17 protein-coding genes are annotated in these 21,999 nt (G+C 45.4%); 11 read left to right on the top strand and 6 right to left on the bottom strand.

The annotated features are described in order from the left end of the window. The first annotated feature begins 6 nt into the window (after positions 1-6). The 6 genes from moeB (at position 7) to UF05_RS17835 (ending at position 7,137) form a co-directional block, all read left to right on the top strand. Entirely contained in the window at positions 7-756 is a 750-nt protein-coding gene (moeB, locus tag UF05_RS17810) for a molybdopterin-synthase adenylyltransferase MoeB (protein ID WP_031777950.1), read from the top strand. A 187-nt stretch (positions 757-943) separates the two neighbouring features. Next, positions 944-3,055, top strand: a complete 2,112-nt coding sequence (locus tag UF05_RS17815; RefSeq protein WP_045545458.1) for an LruC domain-containing protein — start codon at positions 944-946, stop codon at positions 3,053-3,055. An 11-nt stretch (positions 3,056-3,066) separates the two neighbouring features. Beyond that, positions 3,067-3,519: a hypothetical protein gene (locus UF05_RS17820; RefSeq protein ID WP_025632483.1), complete on the top strand. Its 453-nt coding sequence runs from the start codon at positions 3,067-3,069 to the stop codon at positions 3,517-3,519. A 141-nt stretch (positions 3,520-3,660) separates the two neighbouring features. Beyond that, entirely contained in the window at positions 3,661-3,957 is a 297-nt protein-coding gene (locus UF05_RS26765; protein ID WP_025632484.1) for a hypothetical protein, read from the top strand. Between the two features lie 36 nt (positions 3,958-3,993). Beyond that, complete coding sequence (locus UF05_RS17830; protein WP_025632485.1) at positions 3,994-4,824, top strand: sulfurtransferase; 831 nt, start codon at positions 3,994-3,996, stop codon at positions 4,822-4,824. 21 nt (positions 4,825-4,845) lie between these two features. Beyond that, positions 4,846-7,137 (top strand): bifunctional diguanylate cyclase/phosphodiesterase, encoded by a 2,292-nt coding sequence (locus tag UF05_RS17835; RefSeq protein ID WP_045545459.1) that lies wholly within the window; start codon positions 4,846-4,848, stop codon positions 7,135-7,137. Between the two features lie 41 nt (positions 7,138-7,178). Here the strand turns inward: UF05_RS17835 and UF05_RS17840 are convergent, their stop codons facing one another. Next, positions 7,179-8,471 (bottom strand): glycoside hydrolase family 18 protein, encoded by a 1,293-nt coding sequence (locus tag UF05_RS17840; protein ID WP_015313412.1) that lies wholly within the window; start codon positions 8,469-8,471, stop codon positions 7,179-7,181. A gap of 131 nt (positions 8,472-8,602) precedes the next feature. Then, entirely contained in the window at positions 8,603-9,604 is a 1,002-nt protein-coding gene (locus UF05_RS17845) for a sugar-binding transcriptional regulator (RefSeq protein WP_005463541.1), read from the bottom strand. A 466-nt stretch (positions 9,605-10,070) separates the two neighbouring features. Here UF05_RS17845 and tal point away from each other — a divergent pair, with 466 nt between their 5' ends. Continuing rightward, the gene (gene tal, locus UF05_RS17855; protein ID WP_005463537.1) at positions 10,071-11,021 is read left to right on the top strand and encodes a transaldolase; all 951 of its coding nucleotides are present in this window, start codon (positions 10,071-10,073) and stop codon (positions 11,019-11,021) included. 123 nt (positions 11,022-11,144) lie between these two features. Then, a complete protein-coding gene (gene tkt / locus UF05_RS17860) occupies positions 11,145-13,136 on the top strand; it encodes a transketolase (RefSeq protein ID WP_045545460.1) in 1,992 nt (663 codons plus the stop codon). A 125-nt stretch (positions 13,137-13,261) separates the two neighbouring features. Here the strand turns inward: tkt and UF05_RS17865 are convergent, their stop codons facing one another. From UF05_RS17865 to aroG, 3 genes are all read right to left on the bottom strand, one after another. Continuing rightward, positions 13,262-14,830 (bottom strand): methyl-accepting chemotaxis protein, encoded by a 1,569-nt coding sequence (locus UF05_RS17865; protein WP_017447380.1) that lies wholly within the window; start codon positions 14,828-14,830, stop codon positions 13,262-13,264. Positions 14,831-15,048: 218 nt separating this feature from the next. Continuing rightward, positions 15,049-16,221, bottom strand: a complete 1,173-nt coding sequence (locus tag UF05_RS17870) for an MFS transporter (RefSeq protein WP_045545472.1) — start codon at positions 16,219-16,221, stop codon at positions 15,049-15,051. Positions 16,222-16,374: 153 nt separating this feature from the next. Further along, positions 16,375-17,427, bottom strand: a complete 1,053-nt coding sequence (gene aroG / locus UF05_RS17875) for a 3-deoxy-7-phosphoheptulonate synthase AroG (RefSeq protein ID WP_045545461.1) — start codon at positions 17,425-17,427, stop codon at positions 16,375-16,377. 461 nt (positions 17,428-17,888) lie between these two features. On the opposite strand from aroG, the gene UF05_RS17880 reads away from it, so the two are divergent. Next, positions 17,889-18,878: an OmpA family protein gene (locus tag UF05_RS17880; protein WP_005463527.1), complete on the top strand. Its 990-nt coding sequence runs from the start codon at positions 17,889-17,891 to the stop codon at positions 18,876-18,878. Positions 18,879-19,009: 131 nt separating this feature from the next. Here the strand turns inward: UF05_RS17880 and UF05_RS17885 are convergent, their stop codons facing one another. Further along, positions 19,010-19,612, bottom strand: coding sequence for a beta-phosphoglucomutase family hydrolase (locus UF05_RS17885; RefSeq protein ID WP_045545462.1), 603 nt, complete (start codon positions 19,610-19,612; stop codon positions 19,010-19,012). Positions 19,613-19,688: 76 nt separating this feature from the next. On the opposite strand from UF05_RS17885, the gene arfB reads away from it, so the two are divergent. After that, positions 19,689-20,102, top strand: a complete 414-nt coding sequence (gene arfB / locus UF05_RS17890) for an alternative ribosome rescue aminoacyl-tRNA hydrolase ArfB (protein WP_005463517.1) — start codon at positions 19,689-19,691, stop codon at positions 20,100-20,102. 101 nt (positions 20,103-20,203) lie between these two features. Continuing rightward, positions 20,204-21,973, top strand: a complete 1,770-nt coding sequence (locus UF05_RS17895) for a methyl-accepting chemotaxis protein (protein ID WP_045545463.1) — start codon at positions 20,204-20,206, stop codon at positions 21,971-21,973. The last annotated feature ends 26 nt before the right edge of the window (positions 21,974-21,999 follow it).

Consider the following 21,999-nt stretch of genomic DNA (forward strand, 5'->3'; position numbering starts at 1 on the left):
CGTGCTGTGGATATTCTTTCCGATCAGGAGATGCTGCGCTATAACCGCCAGATCATTCTTCGCCAGTTCGATTTCGAAGGGCAAGAAGCGCTCAAACAAAGCTCCGTGCTTATTTTGGGTGCGGGCGGTTTAGGCTGTGCTTCTAGCCAATACCTCGCCACAGCAGGTGTCGGCCGTATTACGCTCATCGATGACGACATTGTAGAGCTCTCTAATTTGCAGCGCCAAGTATTACACCACGACACAGATATCGGCCGCAAAAAGGTGGATTCTGCCGCCGATGCGCTGCGAGAACTTAACCCCCACATCAAGGTAAACACCGTTGCCAAACGTCTCGATGATGCTCAACTTCAAGCTTTGATTGAACAACACACTGTGGTAGTTGATGCGTCTGATAACGTCGACACTCGTAATCAACTGAACCGCCTCTGCTTTGCAACGAAAACCCCGCTTATCTCTGGTGCGGCAATTCGTATGGAAGGTCAAGTGAGCGTGTTTACGTACGACGATCCAACTCAACCTTGTTACCAGTGTTTGAGTGCACTATTTGGTAGCGGTGCACTAAGCTGCGTTGAAGCGGGTGTAATGGCACCAGTGGTCGGGATTGTGGGTGCTGTACAAGCGATGGAAACCATCAAGGTGATCGCAAATTACGGCCAGCCAAAGAAAGGGAAAATCCTTATTCTCGATGCACTCAGCATGTCGTGGAGAGAAATGAACTTGATGAAAATGCCCACCTGCCCTGTTTGTGGGTAAGTAACGCATTCGCTCCCGTGTCAATCGGTTCTCAAAAAGCTCAACGCAACGTTGGGCTTTTTTCTTATTCTGAGATTCAAAATTAAAACCTCGAACTTTTAGTTGTCAATATCCTTCAAAAACAGCCACTTAAGAATTGGCACGCTCCTTTCATTGCATATAAAACAAATCAATGAGAGGGCGAATCATGAAAAGAACATCACTAATACTCGGATCACTGTTCGTAAGCGCTTATGCGAATGCGGCGCCTTTCGACACTTGTCCGAGCAAAGCGTATTTATTCCAATCGACCCCCGTTCAAGTTTATGGCGTCAATCTGGTTACGGGTTCCACCACTTTATTAGCTGATGATGTGGGTTTGGCATCAGGGATCAATGCCGTCGGGTTCGACTTCACAGACAGATACATTTATGGCTACGATACCACCAACTTGAAAATCGTCCGTTTAGGGAAAGACTTTCAAGCAGAAACACTGAATGTCGCTGGTTTGCCTAGCCATACGTTTTTTGTTGGCGATGTTTATAATCACGTTTACTACTTATATCGAAAAGGCAAAGGATTATTTTCCATTGATTTGTCACCGTTAGATACCGATCCAAATGCGACGCTAACACTTACGCAAATTACCGCGACCGCAAACGTCAACTTGACGGATTTTGCCTTTCATCCTGGCGACGGTTCGCTTTACGGAATCGACAACAACTCCGGCATTCTCTACAAATTCAATACTGCAAACGGCCAAGCCACTATGATTGGAGATACGGGCGAAACCGGTACCTTTGGTGCGGGCTATTTTGACGTCAACGGCAATTACTACGTTTCCCGCAATCAAGACGGAAAAATCTACCGTATTAATTTGTCAGCGGACAACGCTTCACACATCAACGCAGGCATTGTCCCTGCGGTTGAGTTTGTCTCGAACGGCCCGAGTTCAAGCCAAAATGACGGTGCACGCTGCGCCAACGCGCCAGTTATTGATGAAGATGACCCAATCGATTTTGGCGATGCTCCAGATAGTTACCACACGCTTCTTTCCTCAAACGGTCCACGACACGAAATCGATGGTGTGACATGGCTTGGTTTCATTGCGCCTGATGGCGATTCAGATGGACAAATCGCACCTTCTGGCGACAACAAAGTTGGTACCGCAGACGAAGATGGTGTTGGCTTTGTTGCCGCACTCGATCCAGGTTTGAGCTCAATGGTGAATGTGACAGCGTCTACTTCTGGCTACTTATCCGCTTGGTTTGACTGGAACCGCGACGGTGATTTCGCAGATGAAGGTGAACAAGTATTTACAGACCAGTTACTCGCAGCAGGAAACAACACACTTCCATTTATCGTCTCTGAATTGGCAACCGCAGGACCAAGTTGGAGCCGATTCCGCTTTAGTCAACAAACAGGGCTCAAATACGATGGCGGCTCAACCTCCGGCGAAGTGGAAGATCATCCAATCACTATCACCGAAAATGGCGTATCTGTTCAGCATTTCCCAAGTGCAGAAGGCTACGCAACGGTAGCGTTTGAGGATAACTGGCCATACACCGCAGACTACGACATGAACGACGTCGTCATTCAGTTCCGAATCACAGAAACGCGTATGGAAGGTGTGGTCGAGAACATTCAAATCACCGGTGACCTCGCCGCTTACGGTGCAGGATACAAAAATGGCTTTGCTATTCGTTTACCGGGCATAGCAAAAGCAAGCATCGAGAATGGCTTAACTACCCTGTCGTTTAACGGCGTTCAACAAGCAAGCAATGGATTGGAAACTATCTCGGAAGAGGCCATTTTCATCATCAGCGATGATCTCAGCCAATACACGCAAAGCAATTGTACCTACTTCCGAACTCAATCAGGATGTGATGACAACGTTGCTTTCTCTTTTACGTTGACGGTTTATTTTAAGGAAGGCTCTGACCGCTCTGGCTTACAAGCCATGCCTTACGACCCATTTATCTTTGCAACACCAAACACTTACCACGGTGACGGTATTACCTTCCAACCAGGCCGAAAATGGGAAGTACACCTACCGGATCAAGCGCCAACCAAGCAGTTTGATGATACCAACTTATATGGACTCGGGGTTGATGCAAGTGATCCTGTACAAGGTACTTACTTCAAAACCAGCAACAACCTACCTTGGGCTCTGCTGATTGTTGAGGACTGGGAGTGGCCATTGGAAAACGTAGACTTGGTCGACGCGTATCCACAATTTGCCACTTACGCTGAATCAGCCGGCAGTCAAAATGCTAACTGGCATGCCTCACCAAAAGCAAACAAATGCTACATTCCATAGGAGACCACATTATGAAAAATTTAATCACAATCATCATGGGATTAGCGTTAACAGCCTGCGGCGGTGGAGGTGGCGGCGGTGATAAAAGCGGTGACAGTTCAACGCCTCCACCAACTCAGACCACCATCGTGGTCGAAGAACCAAGCATGCAAACGCTGAACGTACCAGATGGCTACGACTACGATCCGATCGTCGCTCGTGCTCTATCTGTTGACATTAGTGGCTACTCTTCACAACGTGCGCACCTTAGTGTCTATAAAGAGTATCAAGAGATGACTTCAGGTACCTATCAAGCGAAATACGCAAGCAAAGTAGCTTCTGAAGCACTCATCAACGGAAAAGCCGAAATGAATTTTCCAGTCTCCGATAGCCAAGAAAATCTGTTAGTCGAAGTTTGGTTTTATGACGGTTCAGACCCCGTGCAGCACGTGATATCAGCAGAAGATTCATCTTGGCGCCTGTAAGCATGAATGTCATGAATAGCAAACAAACCTAAACCTCTTAGAGATGTTAAATATCAGAAAAAATCGCATCGTTCTTTGAACATGCGATTTTTTTATTGTAAAACAATAGGCTTACGCTAGCCTAAACGGGTGGAACTCAACTTGGATAACCCCAAAACTTACAGTTTGGTCCTCATCGGTTCGATTGCTCTGCTCCTTTTACTTTTGTGGGGCTCACCCACCAGCGAAAAAACCTTATCAGCGACCGTCATCAACAACACTTTGACTCAGTCTTTAGACGGGCAACGACGTTACCTGACGATAGATGCTCCTGATATCGAACAACAACGCGTCGCCGTTCCGATAACAACTGATTGTGCGATCGGTTCGACAGCCACATTTAGGCAAGCGACAAGCTCAACTTTTGAACCATCACTTTCATTCGTCAGCTGTAACTAGAACAGTGGTCACTCCCACGACAAGAAGGATTTAGCAATGCAAGCATTGATCAGTGCAAAAGAACTCCATGCCCTACTCGACCAACCAAATGTAAAGCTTTTAGACGCAAGCATTAGCTTTCAAATTCCTTCTGAAAGCAAAAAAATCACCGATAAATGGATTCCAAACACTTACCGTTTTGATTACGACAATGACTTTTGTCTGCCTGATACCTCTTTGCCGCACATGATGCCAACCGAAGCAGGATTTAATGCAAGCGCGCAAAAGCTTGGGCTAAATAACGAGGACTTGATCATCGTTTATGACAACTCAGGTACGCTTGCTTCACCACGCGCATGGTGGATGCTCAAAGCGATGGGACACGAGAACGTCAAAGTACTTAATGGTGGACTTCCAGCTTGGATAGAAGCGGGATTGCCCGTCGTAGATTCGCTCGCAAAACCTGAACAATTAGGAAATTTTTCGGGAAAATTAAATAAAAATGCATTTTTGGACGCAAATGCAGTATTAGAGTACTCAAACAATTGCAGTGCGCATATTGTTGATGCTCGCTCACGAGCGCGCTTTTTTGGTGAAGTGCCTGAGCCAAGAGAAGGATTGCGCAGTGGCCATATTCCAAACTCGTTGTGCCTGCCTTTTCAAGAACTGCTGGATAACGGTTACATCAAACCGAACTCAGAATTGAAACAAGCATTTAGCGAACTGTCGCTATATAATGACAATTCAATCATTTTCAGCTGTGGCTCAGGTGTGACTGCCTGTATTTTATTGTTGGCAACTCATCAACTAGGCTTACGCAACTTATCTGTTTATGACGGTTCATGGACAGAATGGGGTGCAGACTGCTCACTGCCAATTACGCGTTAAGCTAGGGGTTATCAAAGCAATATGGTCGGATTAAAGAAGAACATTTGGACTCTTTACATGATGCTGTTCACCATCAGTATCGTGACATTTTCGCTATTCGGCTATTACCACTACCAAGAAACGTTAGACAAATACAAAGACAAACAGCTCCTACAATTGGAGCTGTTTGCTTCCTCCGTTGAATCACTTTTAAAAGGGCAAGAATCGCTGCTAGAAGTCGTTGGTCATCAACTGGTGGAGCAAAATAGCTTCACTCGTACCGCGGCCATTCAAACTCGCCCAATGTTAGATAAACTTCTCAACATTCATCCGGCGATCATCGGTTTTGGCTTGACCAATCCCAACGGTGACTACATTTCCGTTAGCTCGAACTTGATTTTGGAAAAGCTACACAATCTCAAGCAAGATCCGCTGACCAGAGAGACCTTCCTTGAAGCGTTGAACTCCGATCGCATGGTGATCGGCAGAACCTACTTTATGGAAGCGCAAGATTCGTTAGTTATTCCCATTCGTAAAGCGATTCCAGATAAAAATGGCGTAGTACAAGCGGTAATGACGGCTGGCTTTAACATGAATACGTCGTCAGTGTTTCGTAACGACATTCATGCTAATGAACACAATCGCGTGTCCCTCATTAGAAACGACGGCTACCTTACGTTTAGCTCATCTGAAGACACCACGATCAAGGACTATCAAAAGCCCGCCGATGATTTAAATAAACAAGCCTTATTGGATCAAATCCAGCAAGACTACGGCTGGGATACCGACCAAGTAAAACAGCTAACCCGAGCAATCAATGTCGTCGTCGACACCCAACGTTTGAATGAATTAATCACACTCAAATACCTTGCTGATTATGGGTTATGGGCGGCGTCGTCGACCGATTTGGGTTTCATCAAGCGCGGCTTTTACAGCCAATTTGCGTTTTACTGCATCGTCTTTCTGATCGTTCAAGCAGCGTTTTATGCGCTGTTTCGCTCAATCGCTAACAATGAACACGAAACCAAAGAGCGTTTGCTTTACCAAGCTTGTCATGATCATCTAACTCGCCTACCTAATCGTGAGTATTTACGTTCCAACATTCAACGTTGGATGTGTGGCAGCAGTAACCCGTTCACCTTAATGTTCATTGATATCGATAACTTCAAATCGGTCAATGACACACACGGCCACGAATTTGGTGACGAAGTTCTAAAACAGATCTCGACTCGCCTTAACCACTTTTCGGGCGAAGGTCGTTTGATCGTCCGTGAGGCAAGCGACGAGTTCATCTTTATCGTTAATCGAACTGATGAAGAGACCATCAAAGATCTAGCAAGCGAGCTGATTCAAACGCTTTCCAAACCATATAACGTTAGCGATAACCAGTTTCTGCTCAGTTGCAGCATTGGGATTGCGTTCTACCCAATGCACGGAGACAACTTAGACGCGCTGCTGCTTTCTGCAGATATCGCCATGTATCAAGCGAAGAAACAGCGTAATGCGTACAGTCTGTTTAATCAGGAGATGCAAGCAAGTCATCTGCATAAGATGAAAGTCGAGCAACGTCTGAGGCTTGCGATTGAGAAGCAAACGCTGTTTATGGCTTATCAACCGCAGTTAAACATCAATGGCGAGATTTATGGTGTTGAGGCGCTTGTTCGTTGGGAAGACGAGGAACTGGGCAAAGTGCCACCTAACGAATTTGTTCCTGTCGCTGAAAGCTCTGGTTTGATGGTGCGACTGGGTGAGTTGATCATCGAAAAGAGCCTTGAAGATATGGGCTTACTGACAACCCACCTTGCCACTCCAATTCAGATGTCGATCAATATTTCCGTCAAGCAGTTCCTGCACGCCAAATTTATAGAGCGCTTGATGGCGGCGATGGACAAATACCATCTTGATTGCAATAGAATCACGTTAGAAATTACCGAGAACTTGTTTATCGAAGATCTAGAAAAGTTCTCTCCGACTTGCGAGCGCTTGCACGCTTTGGGCTTTAAGATTTCATTGGATGATTTCGGAACGGGCTACTCGTCACTAAGCATGTTGAGAACATTGCCGATTGATGAAGTTAAAATTGACAAGAGCTTTGTCGACAATATTGAGCACGATAAAAAAGCGCTGAATATGGTGAAAAACATCATCGCTATTGGCAAAAACTTCGAAATGAAAGTCTTAGCTGAAGGGGTCGAAACGCAACGCCAACGCGACCAATTAGAAGCGTGTGGCTGTGATTTGATTCAAGGTTATTTCTACTCCAAGCCACTCTCTTTTGACCAACTTGTTAGCTATGTGAAAGACAATAAAGGAGAAAAAGCCATCATAGATTAACGATGGCTTTAGTGATGTCGGTTTTAAACCACGATTTCCGTTTATTTCTGCATTTCTTGGTACATCACCTCAACAAGCTCGCCTTTCGGGTCGCCCGACAATTCCCAAGTAAAAATGCCACCTAAGTTCGCCTGTTTCGCCCAATTTGCTTTGGCTTTGATCGAGCGTTGATCTTCGTAAGAGATAAAAACTTTCTTTTCAGGATTCCACAAGTACGGCGCTTGGGATTGCTCATCATAGTTGTACTCGTAGCCCTGCTTCGCTCCATAGTTCTTCACTAAATCCCAGAACATGAAATAGCCGTTCTCACCCGTACCAAACTGCGCTCCTTGCTCGGATACAAGATCTTGTGTTGGTAAGCCACCCGAAAAATCTTTAGTACCTTGCCAGCCACGCCCATAAAATGCAGCGCCAATCACCAGTTTTTCACTTGGAATACCCAGCTCGATCATTTGGTTGATAAACACGTCTGCGCCCATGCCCCACCAGCTTCTCTCTGTCGCGTGCAAGTTTGTAGTATGGCCAGTTTGTTGCCCCCACCCACCAAGAAAGTCATACGTCATCGCAAACATATTAGTTAAGTACGGTTCTGCCGCTTTCCAATCGATACCGGCCGCTTTTGGACCAACGCCTACCGCCGTAGAGAGTTCGTATTCACGTTTGGTTTGATTTGTGAGTTCATCTAACTCTGCACGCATGGTTTTCACCAAGTAGGTAAACGCCTCACGCTCAGACGCTTTTTGTTCATCAGAAAGCTTGGTATCTGGGTTCCAAGGCGACGTTGTTAAACCGCCACCGCCTGGGTATTCCCAATCCAAATCAATGCCATCAAAGAAATCATATTGAGCAATCAACTCAACGGCACTTTTTGAGAATTGATCCATCGCTTGTTTGTTTTTCGCCATAGCATGGAACGGTTCGGACATTGTCCAGCCACCAAAAGAAGGAAGAATTTTGAGATCAGGATGTTGTTTCTTCATTTCGGCAAGTTGAGCGAAGTGACCTTTGTATGGCACGTTAACTGAGACAGCGCCAAAGTTCTTTTCCAGTGCCGCTTCGGTATCGACAATGATCGCCGTATAGGGATCTTTTCCTTCGCATTGTTTAGCTACTAGGTTTTGCACCGTTTCAGAAGCACCGGTATGAGGACCGCACATACTGAGAAACGCGTAAATCACATGTGTCAGTTTATCGGCGGGAATATCTTTCACCGTGTATGGGTTTTCTGCGTTCGCGTACTGCCAATCCGCAAAGTAACCCGCTACGACTTTTTGCTCGGCGTGCGCCGCACCAGTTATCCCCATAATTAGTGCAGCAAGAAGTGTCTTTTTCATTGTTTTCTCCAGAGTAGGTGTACAAATTTAAAGCTACTCCTAGAGAATATTTTTAACTTGAAAACGAAATCAGGCTGCGAGTCATTTATAAATCCTCGCCGCCTGATTACATAAGTTGCATATTATTTGTGCTAACTCTCAGATGCCGCGTTGCCGTGCATCTGCTCATCCAAGTTCAATACTGTCAAAGCGTTGCTTACACTGGTAGCAATCACGTCGATTGCACCGGTACGTAACGCACCAAGTAATGCAAGCGGTTTACTGTTTTCAGCAGCGATAGCAATCACTTCTGCGATTGGCCGAAACTCTTCAATTCCAAGGCCAATGACACGGTCACTCATTACGGTGTTGGCAACGTTACCGTGAATATCAAAGAAGTCATAACCCGCAAAGTCTCCTACTACGCCTTGTTTTAGTCGAGATTGAACCACTTCATCTGGTGTAAACCACCCTAGATCGACCATGTAGCTGTTTTCGCTCATATCACCAATACCGACTAAAGCGACATCGGCTTTACGTGCCAAATCGAGCGTTTGTTTGACGGTTGCATTTTGCATGAACGCCATTTTTTGCTCGCGGTTTTCTGCATAAGCCGGCGCGTAAAGCGTTTCGGACGTTCCGCCGTACTTTTTAGCTAACTGACGACAAATGTGGTCAGCATTGTACATACCACCACGTGGGTGAATACCGCCGATACCACACACAAATTTGCAGTCTCGTGGGGTGATCACCCCAATATGATGAGCAACAGAAGAGACGTTACGCCCTTGTCCAACGGTCACCACCATGCCGTTTTTAAGCGTACTGGTGAGATAATTGGATACTAATCCCGATACCTGCAGTCGCTGCGCTTCTTCATTCGGCTGGTCAAGAGCGACAAGCGCGCGCTTTACGCCAAATCGCTCGATCAAACGTTGCTCAATCTTGGCGCTGAATACCGGGTGATATTTAACGGTGATTTCAACGATGCCCTCATCACGCGCTTGTTTGAGCATTCGTCCTACCTTCGCGCGTGAAATGGCAAATTTTCTCGATATCTCTTCCTGAGTCGCACCGTCCTGATAGTAGGCAACGGAGATCTCTGTCAACAAATCCGTGTTTTCAATGGAAATATCTTGGTTAGAACTGCTCATGTTTACTCTCGTCGTTTAAGAGGCCCGACATTGTATGCAATAAGTGAGCATCTGCTCATTGACTTAGCATATGTTCTCCATCAATTTAAACGCAACATTTGCTCACTGCAATAACATTTTCTCAGTACAGTTTTTTGCTATTTCTAACAACGCTCAAGCATTGAGCAATAAGGGCAAACGTTTATTTGGGTTAACCGCTAAACACACAGTAAAAAAACGTTGATGAAGTTCACTATAAGTCGATTTCACCGATTGACTTTCGGCATAGATAGGATAAATATGAACACATCATTTACTCAGCTATCGATCAAATGTTCATAGCATTTGTTCGGTAACGAAATTTTCCGTAGTTGGCTGAGCAGATGTCTCATTAAACGCGATGAGACGATTAGCTAACTCGCTTGCAAATGCACAAGCTGTGGCAACAAAAACCACGCTTAAGCCCATTTATATAGGATGATCGATTATGAGCAACAAGTTAGAGCAACTTCGTAAACTAACGACTGTAGTAGCAGACACTGGTGAAATTGATGCAATCAAAAAGTACCAGCCAGAAGACGCAACAACTAACCCTTCTCTTATCCTAAAAGCAGCTCAAATCGCAGAGTACGCACCTCTAATCGATGCTTCAATCGAATACGCTAAAGCACAGAGCAACGATAAAGCTCAACAAGTTCAAGACACTTGTGACATGCTTGCAGTAAACATCGGTAAAGAAATCCTAAAAACTATCCCAGGTCGTATCTCTACAGAAGTTGATGCTCGCCTATCTTACGATATGGAAGGCAGCGTAGCGAAAGCACGCCAACTAGTGAAAATGTACAACGATGCTGGCATCACTAACGACCGCATCCTTATCAAACTGGCGTCTACTTGGGAAGGTATCCGCGCAGCTGAAATCCTAGAGAAAGAAGGCATCAACTGTAACCTGACTCTTCTATTCTCATTCGCTCAAGCGCGTGCTTGTGCAGAAGCGGGCGTATTCCTAATCTCTCCATTCGTTGGCCGTATTATGGACTGGTACAAAGCGAAAGAAGGCCGCGACTTTGAAGCATCAGAAGATCCAGGCGTACTGTCTGTAACTAAGATCTACAACTACTACAAAGAGTACGGCTACAAAACGGTAGTAATGGGCGCAAGCTTCCGTAACATCGGTGAGATCCTAGAACTTGCTGGTTGTGACCGTCTAACTATCGCTCCTGCTCTACTTGCAGAACTAGAAGCTGCAGAAGGTGAAGTGGTTGAGAAGCTAGTTGATTCTAAAGGCGCAGCTGAGCGTCCAGCACCAATGACTCACGCAGAGTTCCTATGGGAACACAACCAAGACCCAATGGCTGTTGAGAAACTGGCAGAAGGCATCCGCAACTTCGCAGTTGACCAAGGCAAACTAGAAGCGATGATCGAAGCTAAGCTTTAATTGCTTACCAAGAGCGAGTAGCCCGTCTACTCGCTTTTAGCATCAGCGCTCATTCAAGATTTTCTATTTGAACTTGTTTAGACGAGTTCCCTCTATTTAAACACTTATCGAGAAGTAATCACTATGGATCGTAAATACCTAGCAAATGCAATCCGTGCGCTAAGCATGGACGGTGTTCAACAAGCTAACTCTGGCCACCCAGGCGCACCTATGGGTATGGCTGATATCGCTGAAGTTCTTTGGCGTTCTCACCTAAACCACAACCCATCAAACCCTGAATGGGCAGACCGCGACCGTTTCGTACTTTCAAACGGCCACGGCTCAATGCTAATTTACTCTCTACTGCACTTGAGCGGTTACGAGCTATCTATCGATGATCTGAAAAACTTCCGTCAGCTTCACTCTAAGACTCCTGGTCACCCAGAGTACGGCTACGCGCCTGGTATCGAGACAACAACGGGCCCTCTAGGCCAAGGCATCACCAACGCTGTTGGTATGGCAATGGCTGAGAAAGCGCTAGCAGCGCAATTCAACAAAGAAGGCCACGACATCGTTGACCACTTCACTTACGTGTTCATGGGCGACGGCTGTCTAATGGAAGGTATCTCGCACGAGGCTTGCTCTCTTGCTGGTACGCTAGGCCTAGGCAAACTGATCGCATTCTGGGATGACAACGGCATCTCTATCGACGGTCACGTTGAAGGTTGGTTCTCTGACGATACACCTAAGCGTTTCGAAGCTTACGGCTGGCACGTAATCCCAGCAGTAGACGGTCACGATGCTGACGCAATCAACGCAGCAATTGAAGCGGCTAAAGCAGACCCACGCCCTACTCTAATCTGTACTAAAACGATTATCGGTTTCGGTTCTCCTAACAAGTCTGGTTCTCACGACTGTCACGGTGCGCCACTAGGTGCAGAAGAAATCGCAGCAACACGTAAAGAACTAGGTTGGGAGCACGGTCCTTTTGAAATTCCGCAGGAAGTCTACGCAGAATGGTCAGCGAAAGAAACAGGCGCAGCTAAGGAAGCAGCGTGGAACGAGAAATTTGCAGCTTATGAAGCAGCGTACCCTGAGCTGGCAGCTGAATTTAAACGCCGCGTAAACGGTGAACTTCCAGCTGAGTGGGAAGAGAAAGCAAGCCAAATCATTGCTGATCTTCAAGCAAACCCAGCAAACATTGCGTCACGTAAAGCATCTCAAAACGCTCTAGAGGCATTTGGTGCTCTACTACCTGAGTTCATGGGCGGCTCTGCTGACCTAGCGCCTTCTAACCTAACCATGTGGTCTGGTTCTAAGTCTCTAGAAGCGAACGACTTCTCTGGTAACTACATCCACTACGGTGTACGTGAATTTGGTATGACTGCTATCATGAACGGTATCGCACTACACGGTGGTTTCGTTCCTTACGGCGCAACATTCCTAATGTTCATGGAATACGCTCGCAACGCAATGCGTATGGCTGCTCTGATGAAAATTCAGAACATCCAAGTGTACACACACGATTCTATCGGTCTTGGCGAAGATGGCCCAACTCACCAACCAGTTGAGCAAATGGCGTCTCTACGTTTGACTCCAAACATGAACACATGGCGTCCATGTGACCAAGTTGAGTCTGCTGTAGCATGGAAACTAGCGATTGAACGTAAAGATGCACCAACAGCACTTATCTTCTCTCGTCAAAACCTAGCGCAACAACCACGTAGCGCTGAGCAAGTTGCAGACATCGCGAAAGGTGGTTACATCCTGAAAGACAGCGATGGCAAACCTGAGCTAATCCTAATCGCAACAGGTTCTGAAGTTGAGCTAGCAGTGAAAGCCGCTGAGCAACTAACCGCAGAAGGTAAGAAAGTACGCGTTGTTTCAATGCCATCAACAGATGCATTCGACAAACAAGACGCAGCTTACCGTGAAGCAGTTCTACCATCAGACGTAACTGCACGTATCGCTATTGAAGCGGGCATCGCAGATTTCTGGTACAAGTACGTTGGTTTCGACGGTCGCATCATCGGTATGACAACGTTTGGTGAATCTGCGCCAGCTGACCAGTTGTTCGAAATGTTTGGTTTCTCTGTAGAAAACGTAGTGAACACAGCAAAAGAACTACTAGCGTAATTGCGTTAAAAGATAATCAGTTTTCTCTATTGCGAATTTGAAAACTGAAAAGCCCCGCCAGAAATGGCGGGGCTTTATTTTATCTCGAATTTGTTTGAGATGTTTGGCGTCGCTGAAAAGCAGCTTTACGACTGCTTATCTTCAAATCGAATCGCAAGCTGATAGAAATCCTGTACTTGTTCTTTCAACTGACGGCTGTTTTGCTCAACAGAATGCGTAGCTGCTAAGTTTTGCTCTGCGGTCGACGCAATAGAATGAATGTGTTGGTTTACATCGCTAGATAGCTTTAATTGGTTGTTCGCCGCTTCTGCCACATCAACCATCAAGCCACTCATGCTTTGCATCATCTGTTCAACTTCAGACAAACGCAGCGCGCTTTGCTCAGCAACTTGAGAACAGGCATCGGTTTGCTCTTTGTTTGCCAAAATATCTTTCTGCCAACCTTCTATCGTCGAAAGCATGGCGGAGATAGACGCTTGAATTTGCTCCGTCGCATTCGACGTACGTCCAGACAGTGCGCGAACTTCATCAGCAACAACAGCAAAACCACGACCTTGCTCACCTGCCCTTGCTGCTTCGATCGCCGCGTTCAGCGCCAGCAAGTTGGTCTGCTCTGCAATACCACCGATTTCAACCATCAAATGATTCACTTTCTGTGCCTGATCGCTCAGTTGATACGTCGTTTCCGTCGCTTTTTCAGCTTGAAGACTCAATTGCGCTAGATTGGTATGCGTTTGATCGATCGTCTCTTTGGCCATCATGCATGACTTCAAGGTGTCATCAATCAGCATATGCGCATCGTTGGTGCTTGAAGATACCGAATTCGCTGAAGATTCCACTTCTTGCGTCGCATCTCGCACGCGCCGAATATCACTGTTTTGTTGGTTCAATGCGGCTGAAACCTCGGCCGTTGTTTGACTGAGTTCTTCAGCGCAATTTTGCAGTGGCAGCGCCGAGTCGGTCATTCTTCCCAAGACGGTTCGAATCCTTGCAGACAACATTTTGATATGGAAATCAGCAATCGAAAATGCGCTATTGCCTGAATAGATCAAACGGCTCACGCTGTCATACTGCTTTTGCAGCTTTTTGAGCTGTTGAGGTGTATCAATCAACTCTTGGCGGAACAATAACGCTAAAACGCTCGCTGGTAATGCACTTGCAAGCCAAGCAAGCGGACCTTCAACAGATAGTGCGTACGCTGCGGCAGGTGCAGTTAATGCACCAAGTAGAATCGCATAGCGAACCGTTTCGTTAATTTTTAACGACCAGGTTCTACCCGCTTTCTCGGCGGCTAGCATCCCCTTGTAAGCTTTTGCAGCAATATCCACCCATTCACGCTTAGGCTTAACGCGCACAGATTGATAACCGACAACTTGGTTTTTTTCATAGATAGGCGTCACGTAGGCATCTACCCAGTAATAACCGCCAGATTTGGTGCTGTTTTTAACCATACCTCGCCACGCTTTGCCTTCTTTAAGGCGTGCCCACATATCACCAAAAGCGGCTTTAGGCATGTCACTATGACGGACGATATTATGATTCTGACCGACTAACTCCTCGTGCGTGTATTCTGCAACGCGACAAAACGCGTCATTACAATAAGTAATAACACCTTTTAAGTTAGTGGTCGAAACGAGTTCTTCAAGTTCTCCGACGAGGGTTTCTTGAGCTTTCTGAGAAAAATTGGCTGACATAGACGATACTTCTATAATTTTTATTAGTTTTCGGCGAGATGTATACAGGATTATTGTTTTTATTACAAAATGTTAGATAAAAAGTATTATCAATACGACATTTTTAGTGTGGGAATTATCATCACTGGCAGAAATTTGCGCGTCACCAGTCAAAATTTGAGCTAATAAACAAAAAACTCAGCGTTCAGATGCTGAGTTTTTCTGTGACTGGTTGAAAGTTAGGCTATTTGGGATTCTGTTTTGTTATCCGTTTTCATCGCAAAGATCACAATCACGAGCAATACGAACGGAAGAACGTACAAGTTCAGGTTTTGCCAACCGACTGTCGATTCAAGCCAGCCAGAAAGTAAGGCAGTAATGGTGACACAGCTGAACACGAAGAACTCATTAAACGCCTGCGCTTTGCTGCGGTTTTTCGCTTCGTAACTTTGGCTAAACAGCCCCGTTGCAGCGATAAACATGAAGTTCCAACCTACGCCCAACAAAACTAAGGCAAGGCTAAAGTGCCAAATGGACACACCATGAATGTTAATCCCTATACAAGCAATGAACAGCACGCCACCCGCTAGGATCATTTTCTTTGCGCCGAACTGCTCAATTAATCGACCAGTAATAAAGGCTGGAGCGAACATGCCGAGCACATGCCACTCAATCACACCTGCGGCTTTGTCGAAATCGAAACCACAACCAATCATCGCCAGAGGCGTCGCTGTCATTAGAATATTCATCACCGCATAAGCCACCATTGCCGCTAACACCGCAATCATAAAGTTCGGGCGTCTTATGATGTCACGAATAATATCTGCTTTAACATGCGACAGCTGAGTATGCGCTGGCGGGAACCGAATCGTTTGAAGCAATACAAGCGCGGTGATGTAGAGAACAATCAGGACAGAAAAAGCACTCGTATATAAACCATCGTCTGACCATTGTTGCGAATACACCGCTAAATTCGGACCGAGAATAGCCGCTAATACCCCACCCGCCATAGATATTGAAATTGCTCTGTGTCTTGCCGATTCTTCACACACTTCTATTGCAGCAAAACGATAGAGCGTACCAAAACCGATTCCGACACCGAGCAAAAACGTAGAAAAACAGAATAGATAAAAGGTTTGTTGGCTTAACGCGTACGTCGCCAAACTTGCGCCCACGATGCCGATGAGGTTACCTAGACTAAAGCCCAAACGACGACCGAGTTTCCCCATAATCAATGATGCAGGTATCGTTGCCGCCATTAAACCGAGAAACTGCAGTGCGACAGGCAAAGTAATAAAGCTCGGTGACGGGGCAAGTGTTTTGCCAATGAGCGCGATCACCGAGATCAAGAGAATGTTTCCTGTCATCAAAAGTGCTTGGCACAACGATAACAACCATACGTTACGATTCAAATCCATTTCCTTTGGTTAAAATTCCTTCAAACACCATATAGGAAAGACCGCGTAATAGAAAGAGATGCGATTAATTCTCAATAAAAAGAGCCAGAGACATAGTGCCTCTGGCTCTTTAAGTACTCGCTTGTTAAAATGTTCTTGCTGCTGAGCTTATTTGCTACGGCGCACTTTTACTGCTTCAGAAAGCTGACGAAGTACCGTTTCCGTATCGTCCCAGCCGATACATGCATCAGTAATCGACTGACCGTAAGTTGCCACTTTACCATCCACTAAATCTTGGCGGCCTTCAACCAAATGAGACTCGATCATCACGCCAAAGATTGCATCTTCACCACCAGCGATTTGCTCTGATACATCATCAGACACTAGCATTTGACGTTTGAACTGCTTAGAGCTGTTCGCGTGGCTAAAATCGATCATCACTTTCTTTGGTAGACCTGCCGCGTCCAACTCGTCTTTGATTTGAGCAACGTGTGCTGCACTATAGTTTGGTTCTTTACCACCACGTAAAATGATGTGGCAGTCTGGGTTACCTGCGGTTTCAACAATCGCTGAATGACCGTACTTCGTTACCGATAGGAAATGGTGAGAAGCACTTGCAGAGCGAATAGCATCACTCGCGATTTTAATGTTACCGTCAGTACCGTTTTTGAAACCAACTGGGCAAGAAAGACCAGAAGCAAGTTCGCGGTGAACTTGCGATTCCGTCGTGCGTGCACCAATCGCGCCCCAGCTGATCAAATCCGCCACGTATTGAGGCGTGATCATGTCTAGGAATTCACTCGCTGTCGGTAGGCCCATATCAGTAAGGTCCAAAAGCAGCTTACGTCCAATACGCAGACCGTCATTTAGCTTAAATGTGTCGTTCAGGTATGGGTCGTTGATCAAACCTTTCCAGCCTACTGTCGTGCGTGGTTTTTCAAAGTAAACTCGCATCACAACTTCCAGTTGCTCACCAAGTTCATCACGCAACACTTTCAGCTTTTTGCCGTATTCAACTGCAGCTGCAGGGTCATGGATAGAACAAGGACCAACGATCACAAGTAAACGATCATCTTTTCCTTCAAGAATATTGTGAATGGCATTACGGCAATCAAAAGTGGTCGAAGAAGCGGTTTCGGTCGCTGGGAACTTCTCTAGAACTGCAACAGGGGGCAATAACTCTTTTACTCTATTAATTCTTACATCATCAGTTTGAAACATTACTTCTACTTCCTGGTTGTTATTTCCGACCCAATTTTTGCCAACTGTACTCATTGCAACATTGTTCACAAAGCGAGCAGCAACAAGGGCTCCGGTGATTATCTGTCTATCGTTCCAATTAACTTATCGGCTTCCCCATAGACTTGCAATCACTTTTTGCAAATAAATGCAAACAAATTACAACCGTTAACTATCTCGCACAACGTAAAATAATATTTACACAAAAAGGTTCAAAATAATCATCAATTTTCTTATGACACTAAAAATCTTTACTACAATGTAAGAAATATCAGAAGTTTGTGAGGTGTTGTTGGGTAATAAATGTTGATCAAGTTCAAAGATATTGTTGCTTGATGTGAAATCATTAGAATATTGAACTAATTTCTTATAAACACTGGTTTTTTCTAAATTTTTGATAAAACAAAGTAGAAGTTAATATGCAATCAATACAAGGAAACATTATGAACAAAGTAGCAATTGCAGTAGCAGCAGTGGTAGCTGGTAGTAGCGCGCTTTTAAACTCTGCTCAAGCTGAAATGTATATCGGGGGCAAAGTGGGCATGACTACACTTGACGATGCTTGCTATCTAAATAGCCCTTGTGATGATGAAGCTTTTGGTGCCGGACTACATATCGGTTATGACTTTACCGATTTCATCGGTCTAGAGTACGGTGTCGATTTCTTAGGCGACTACAAAGCGAACTTTAAATCAGGAGCTAGTACAGTTGATACGATCGACGGCAATTTAACGGCTTTAACACTTGCACCTAAATTCAACTGGCATCTAAACGATTCTTGGAACTTATTCGCTAAGATCGGTGGTGCGTACATGATGTCTGAAGACGAAAAAGATTTCGTTGCAACAGGCTCACTAGGTGCTGAATATTCGATTGATAGAAACTGGAGTGTTCGCGCTGAGTACCAACGTTACCAAGATATGTCGGATGACGTTTGGGACGATATGGACGCAAACTTCTTCGGTATCGGCGTTAACTACAAATTCGCAGCTGCGCCAGTGGTTGCTGCTGTTGTAACAGAAGAAGTAGTTGAGCCAGATCCAGAGCCAGTACTAATGAGCAAAGTTCACAAAGAAGAGTACGGTACAGGCACGTTTGAGTTCGACAGTGCGAAACTTACTGAGTCTGTTTCTGAACGTCTAGACAACTTTGTTTCATTCCTAAACGAATACCCACAAGCTCAAGTTGAAATCACAGGTTACACTGATAGCTCAGGTCCTGCGGCTTACAACCAAAAACTGTCTGAGCGTCGTGCTCAAGCTGTGGCAGATTACATCACTGGCGCTGGTATCGATGCTGATCGCCTAACAGTGAAAGGTATGGGTGAAGAGAATCCAGTCGCTGACAACAGCACTCGTGAAGGTCGTGAGAAAAACCGTCGCGTAGAAGTTGTGGTTCCTTCATTCGAATACCAAGAGATGGTTCAACCATAATCTGAATGTTCACACATTCTCATCAAAAGGGGTGCGCTTGCACCCCTTTCACTTTCAGTATTTTGGGATTTTTATGATGGAAATAAAATCAAGAAATGGAGATTCAAGCATCGTCCATCGATAGTAAGCACTTATCTCTTCGGATAAAAAATGAGATTATTTCCTTCGACCATGACACAGTCCATCCCCGCAGAATGAGCCGCACGTTTACCCAATTCTGTATCTTCAAAAACCAGACAGTTTTGCGCGTCAATCCCTAATCTATCTGCGGCTAATAGAAAAGTATCCGGACAAGGTTTGTGATTTTCGACATCACTAGCCGTCACAACGGCATCAAGCTTGTCGATCAACCCTGCATGACTGAGCAGACGCATCGCACTTTCTCGCTGACTTCCCGTCCCGACCGCAATTTTCTTTTGGCCTAAATATTCTTCAAGAACAATGCCAGTGCACTGGATGACCTCGCCCTGCAATTCCATCGCGGCAAACGTCTCCATTTTGAATTTTGAAACCGTTTGAGGATCTAGAGATAACCCATAATGACGATTCAACTCAGCAACAATTTTAAAACTCGGCATTCCGCCTAAGCTGTGTAACCACTCCTGACAAAACGGAAAATCAAATCGGTCAGCCGTTGCTTGCCAAGCCGCAAGGTGGGCAGGCATGGTATCAATCAAGGTACCATCCATATCAAAGATGAATCCTTCGTATGGCCTAAAATCAATCGTGCTCATGTCTTTTCTTCTATTTGTACATCTGTAGTGTTAATTTATCAGCTCTTTCAATCGTCCTTATCGGCATTTGCTTATCATGCTCAAAATTTCGAACTCCGTCACACTTCAAGAATGGGAAATACAATTAACGCCCATTAGAGCTCAAGGAAATGGCGGACAGAACGTTAACAAGGTAGCGACTGCCATACATCTGCGCTTCGATATACACCATTCAAGTTTACCGGAATTCTACAAAGAGCGATTACTTGCACTTTCTGATAGCCGTATCACTAAAGATGGTGTGGTGATCATTAAAGCGCAACAGTTTCGCACACAAGAAAAAAACAAAGAGGATGCGCTAAATCGCCTACAAGAGTTGATTAAAGCTGCCGCCTTACAAGATAAGAAGCGCATTAAAACAAAACCAACCCGCGCTTCACAACGCCGCCGACTTGATAGTAAGAACAAGCAGGGGGCAAAAAAACAGCAACGTAAAAAAGTGCTGTATTAAGGCATGTCATTTTCACAACATGTTAGTTGAACAACGTTTGCTAGCCCTTGGAAATCTGATTGGATTTCTCTTTTTTAGTCACTTATTCAGGAAACAACAATATGACTATTAGGCAAAAACTCTACTTCCTCGGAGTTATCGCCATTTTAGGCATTGTGACCCTTTTGGGTACCTCATCTCATTTCGCAAATCAGAGCAATGAACTCAACCACGCAGTAAAACTTGTCGGTGATTTAGAAATACGCTTACTCAACTTGCGACGCAATGAGAAAGACTTTTTACTTCGCAGCAATGTCAAATACTTAGATAAATTTGATAGCAATGTTGATAAGTTTTTAAGCACCGAGAAAGAGCTCGCTCAAATCCTAAACCGATACGACCTACCGTCAAGTCAGCGTTTCAAGCAGGATTTACTCGCTTATCAAAAAGGTTTCCAAGCATTAGTTTCCGCTTCTCAAAAGTATGGCCTAGACAAAGAAAGTGGCATTCTTGCGCGTTACGAAAACCTGCTACTTGAAGCAAAGAAAAGCGCCGACCATCAGCAAATCCTTTCTCTTATCCAGTTTGATAATGCGGTGAAAGTGGGCGAATTTGACGCAAGCAAACTGTCTGACCTATACGTCTCAGAACTGTTAGAGTCAGCGAAACAACTTGCAGCTCAAAAACAAGTCATTGGTGTGGCGTACAACAAAGGTTTACTGGGCGAAACTCGCGCGCTATCTCACGCCGTGGAAGAGCAGTTTGAAGCTTTCTCATCATCGATTGATTCTGCCGCAACCCAACGCGATGAAAAAATGGCAAGCATCAAGCAAGCCATTACTGCGTTCATCTTAGTAGTGATTTTTGCGCTGATTTGGCAAATTTCTCGCTCTATCAACGTTCGTGTTGGCAGCTTGCTAGCAACGATTAAGAACATCAGCGAAAGCAATAACATGGGCTTGCGCTCTGATCTTGCTGGTAAGGATGAACTGTTTGATATCAGCCACCATCTCAACGATCTGCTCGAAAAGCTAGAGCGTTTGATCCACAACACACAAGAAAAATCGATGCAGTTAACAGCGAGCACGGACAACATGCATCGTGAGCTTGAAGGTGTTATGGAACAGTTCCACGCACAAACTGATCACACCGCCTCTATGGCGACGGCCGTGCAGCAGATGGTTGCCACTATCGGTGAAATTTCTGAAAGCACATCGGTTGCGGTTGAAGGTGTTCACCAAGCCGCGACTAACGCCGAACAAGGTCGCTCTGTCGTAGAAATGACCGTGACGAATGTTGGTCAGCTGACGGGTATCCTATCGAACAGCCAACAGTCTATCGGCTCATTGAACCAACACGTCGATAAAATTGGCGGTGCGGTGAACATCATTCAAGACATTGCTGAACAAACGAACTTGCTTGCACTTAACGCGGCTATAGAAGCGGCTCGTGCGGGTGAGCAAGGACGTGGATTTGCCGTGGTTGCAGATGAAGTTCGCGCTCTTGCGAGCCGTACACATCAATCCACGGAAGAGATCACGCGAGTTGTGATGGACATCCAAGCGCAGATGTCGATGGTGGTTTCCGATATTGATCAATGTAACGAACAAGGTCAGCAAACCCTGAGTGCATCTGAACAATTAGACGCAAGCCTCCAGCAAATCATCACGGACATGCACGCTATTCAAGGCAACTCAGAGCGCATTGCTTCTGCGATTGAAGAGCAAGGCATTGTGATGAACCAAGTTAGCGACTCAATCACTGAGCTGAACGTTATCTCTGAAAACAACATGCACTCCGCGCAAGAATGTTTGCATGAAGTGAACTCAGTGTCGGCTCAAGCACACGATATGGATGAAGCGGTAGCCGAGTTTAAGACTCGCTTAAAGTAATCTACTAGTAGATTCTTTAATCCAAT

The sequence above is a fragment of the Vibrio sp. S457-15 genome (assembly GCF_000960545.1).
Lineage (GTDB): Bacteria > Pseudomonadota > Gammaproteobacteria > Enterobacterales > Vibrionaceae > Vibrio > Vibrio parahaemolyticus.

Bases quoted from the DNA above. Each gene is read 5' to 3' on its own strand.
- UF05_RS17880 (WP_005463527.1), top strand. From the start codon at position 17,889: ATGAACAAAGTAGCAATTGCAGTAGCAGCAGTGGTAGCTGGTAGTAGC.
- UF05_RS17815 (WP_045545458.1), top strand. From the start codon at position 944: ATGAAAAGAACATCACTAATACTCGGATCACTGTTCGTAAGCGCTTAT.
- aroG (WP_045545461.1), bottom strand. From the start codon at position 17,427: ATGTTTCAAACTGATGATGTAAGAATTAATAGAGTAAAAGAGTTATTG.
- UF05_RS17830 (WP_025632485.1), top strand. From the start codon at position 3,994: ATGCAAGCATTGATCAGTGCAAAAGAACTCCATGCCCTACTCGACCAA.
- UF05_RS17820 (WP_025632483.1), top strand. From the start codon at position 3,067: ATGAAAAATTTAATCACAATCATCATGGGATTAGCGTTAACAGCCTGC.
- tal (WP_005463537.1), top strand. From the start codon at position 10,071: ATGAGCAACAAGTTAGAGCAACTTCGTAAACTAACGACTGTAGTAGCA.
- UF05_RS17895 (WP_045545463.1), top strand. From the start codon at position 20,204: ATGACTATTAGGCAAAAACTCTACTTCCTCGGAGTTATCGCCATTTTA.
- tkt (WP_045545460.1), top strand. From the start codon at position 11,145: ATGGATCGTAAATACCTAGCAAATGCAATCCGTGCGCTAAGCATGGAC.
- UF05_RS17840 (WP_015313412.1), bottom strand. From the start codon at position 8,471: ATGAAAAAGACACTTCTTGCTGCACTAATTATGGGGATAACTGGTGCG.
- UF05_RS17865 (WP_017447380.1), bottom strand. From the start codon at position 14,830: ATGTCAGCCAATTTTTCTCAGAAAGCTCAAGAAACCCTCGTCGGAGAA.
- UF05_RS17845 (WP_005463541.1), bottom strand. From the start codon at position 9,604: ATGAGCAGTTCTAACCAAGATATTTCCATTGAAAACACGGATTTGTTG.
- UF05_RS17835 (WP_045545459.1), top strand. From the start codon at position 4,846: ATGGTCGGATTAAAGAAGAACATTTGGACTCTTTACATGATGCTGTTC.
- UF05_RS17885 (WP_045545462.1), bottom strand. From the start codon at position 19,612: ATGAGCACGATTGATTTTAGGCCATACGAAGGATTCATCTTTGATATG.
- arfB (WP_005463517.1), top strand. From the start codon at position 19,689: ATGCTCAAAATTTCGAACTCCGTCACACTTCAAGAATGGGAAATACAA.